This window comes from Paraburkholderia sp. RL18-085-BIA-A, from assembly GCF_046027075.1.
Lineage (GTDB): Bacteria > Pseudomonadota > Gammaproteobacteria > Burkholderiales > Burkholderiaceae > Paraburkholderia.
Genome location: NZ_JARESU010000330.1, coordinates 1 through 3,060, shown reverse-complemented (window position 1 = coordinate 3,060; position 3,060 = coordinate 1). Strand labels below are relative to the sequence as shown.

Sequence of the window (3,060 nt, the reverse complement as noted above, 5' to 3'; positions counted from 1 at the left end):
CAAGCAGCTCCAATACTAGATCAGGGGTAACAAAACAGATCTGAGAAGTTCAGTTCAGTTCAGGAGTAGAGATTTCAATTCTGTTTGTCTTCTGGAGATATAAAATGAAAAAATGCAATCCGATTCAGTCTGGCATTACATTAGGATTACTGACTGGCTCTATACTCTTCCCATCCCTTCAAGCAGGCGCAGCACCTCAAAGCAGCATGGAACTGTTGCCGACCGGCCAGTTCATCTCCCCGAGAGCCATTCCGGGCGCCGTCCAGCAGTTGCTGAATCCGCAGCTTTCGGCCAAGTCGACCCAGGTGGTCAGCGGTGCCATCAAGTCGCAGCTCAGCCCGGACGGCAACACGCTGGCCGTGATCACCGCTGGCTACAACACCGTCTACACGGGCGCCAACAACAGCACGCTGGACAAGGCTGACTCGACCCAGTACATCTTCATCTACGACGTGTCGGGCGCGAACAAGGCCAACCCGAGGCTGGTGCAAGCCATTCACCAGAACAACGCGTTCGACGGTCTCGCCTGGAACGGCAACCAGACCCTGTACGGCACCGGCGGCGCCGACGACACGGTCTATGCGTATAAACGCGCTTCGGCTGCCCCGTCGGCCCAATGGTCCCAGACCGCGGCCATCGCACTGAACCACACGACGGGTATCGGTTCGGGCGTCAAGCCGAACGCCGGCGGTCTGGCTGTCTCCGCTGACGGCCGGAACCTGGTCGTTGCCAACAACTACAACGATTCGATCTCCATCATCGATACGGGCTCGAACACGCTCGTGTCCGAATACGACCTGCGTCCGTTCAACACGTCGGGCCAGCAGGGCGTCCCCGGTGGCGAATACCCGTGGGCGGTTTCGCTGAAGGCCGACGGCACCGCGTTCATCTCGTCGGTGCGTGACCGTGAAGTCGTGGTGCTGAACCTGGCGAACCCGGCCGCGCCGCAGTTCATCACGCGCATCCCGGTGAAGGGCAATGCATACGGCATGGCCTTCTCGCCTGATCAGTCGAAGCTCTACGTCGCCGTATCGAACGCCGACCAGGTCGCCGTCATCGATACCGCCAGCCACAAGGTTGAGAAAACGATCGACATCGCCAGCCAGAATGGCGACGGCAACGACCAGGGCAGCGGCAACAACAAGAAATACAGCGGCCGCGATACGGTCAACGTGACCGTTTCGAAGGACGGCAAGACCCTGTATGCGGTCAACAACGGTGACAACTCGATCGCTGTGATCTCGCTCACTGGCGAGAACGGCTACCATGTCAACGGTCTGATCCCGACCGCCTATGCGCCGAAGGACATCACGCTGAGCGCCGATGGCTCGCAGATGTACCTCATCAACGGCAAGTCGGTCACGGGCCCGAACCCCCTCTACACCTCGGGTAACTTGGCCCAGTACCAGTTCGGCCTGGAACAGAGCAGCCTCGTCAGCGCCCCGGTCCCGACCGGCGATGTGCTTGACCAGCTGACCACCCAGGTGGACGAAAATAACCACTACTCGACGAGGGAGTCGGATAGCGATCGCGAGACGATGAACTTCTTGCGCGCTCGCATCAGGCACGTTATCTACGTCGTGAAGGAAAACCGCACGTTCGACCAGATCCTCGGCGACCTCGGCAACGGCTCGAACGGCGATCCGACGCTGACGATGTACGGCAAGGCCACCACGCCGAACTTCCACAACATCTCCAGCAACTTCGTCACGCTCGACAACTTCGCTGATCCCGGCGACGGTTCGATGGACGGCTGGTCGTGGGTGCAGCACGCACACGTCACGCCGACCGAGGAAGTTTCGCAGCAGGAGAACTACGCTGCCGTCAACCGCGGCATGGCGTATGAATCCGAAGGCTCCAACCGCGGTCTGCCGGTTGGCCTCCCCACCACCGCCATGCGCGACTTCGCCACGAATGGCAGCTTCACGAGCGCCACGTCGTCGCTGCCGGGCGGCGCGGCCAACGCGCTGCCGGGCAGCGCCGACGTGACGGTGCCGGATGCGCCGTTCGGCTATCAGAAAGCGAGCATCTACGACGCGGTGCTGCAAGCCGGCGGTGCGGTCCGCAACTACGGCGGCATGGTCAACAACGTTGGCTCGATCGGCACGATCGCCAACCCGCTGCTCAATCCGGCCGGTGCCGGCATCGTCCAGGCTCACCCGCTCAAGCCTTCGCTCGCCAACCTGACGGACCAGTACTACCGCGGCTTCGACCAGGCCTATCCCGACACCTTCCGCGAACTCGAATGGAACCGCGAGTTCCAGCAGTACGTCGCGAACGGCCAGCTCCCGTCGTTTGAAATGGTCCGCATGGGCTCCGACCACACCGGCAGTTTTGCCCAGAACGTCGGCCAGATGGGTTCGGCTGAGCAGGAAGAAGCCGACAACGACTTCGCAGTTGGCAAGCTGGTCGAAACCGTCGCGCACAGCCCGTATGCGCAGGACACGCTGATCGTGGTGGTCGAGGATGACTCGCAAGCCGGTTCCGATCACGTTGACTCGCACCGTTCGCCCGCTTACGTCGTCGGCGCGTATGTGAAGAAGCACGCCGTCGTCAGCACCGCCTACAGCCAGGTCAACGCGCTCCGTACCATGGAAGACGTGCTCGGTACCCAGCATATCGACCTGAACACGGCGTACGCGCGTCCGATGGCCGACCTCTTCGACACGAAGTCGGACGGTTCGTGGACCTACACGGCCGTTGCTTCGACGATTCTGAAGAGCACGAACGTGGGCAACGTGGCGAGCGGCACCGACGGCAACCAGTTTGCCCAAGGTGAGGACATTCATCCGCTACATGACGCGACGTACTGGGCGAATGCGACGAAGGACTTTGACTTCTCCAAGGAAGATCGTATTCCGCCGGATCTGTTCAATCGCGTGCAGTGGAAGGGCGTGATGGGTGACAAGCCGTATCCCGTCCCGCACTCGATTTACTCGAAGGTCGCAGCCGATGGCTCGAAGACAGTTGCTGCTGTCGACGACGACGACGATTAAGCAGGTCGTCGCGTGGTCCGGTTCGAGTGCATCGGGCGGGCTTGCATTGCCTGATGCGCGAGAT

1 protein-coding gene is annotated in these 3,060 nt (G+C 61.1%); it reads left to right on the top strand.

The window, feature by feature from the left end; translation table 11 throughout:
• The first annotated feature begins 206 nt into the window (after positions 1–206).
• On the top strand, positions 207–2,996 hold the full coding sequence (locus P0D89_RS51920) for a bifunctional YncE family protein/alkaline phosphatase family protein (protein ID WP_408370798.1): 2,790 nt from the start codon (positions 207–209) through the stop codon (positions 2,994–2,996).
• Positions 2,997–3,060 lie beyond the last annotated feature (64 nt).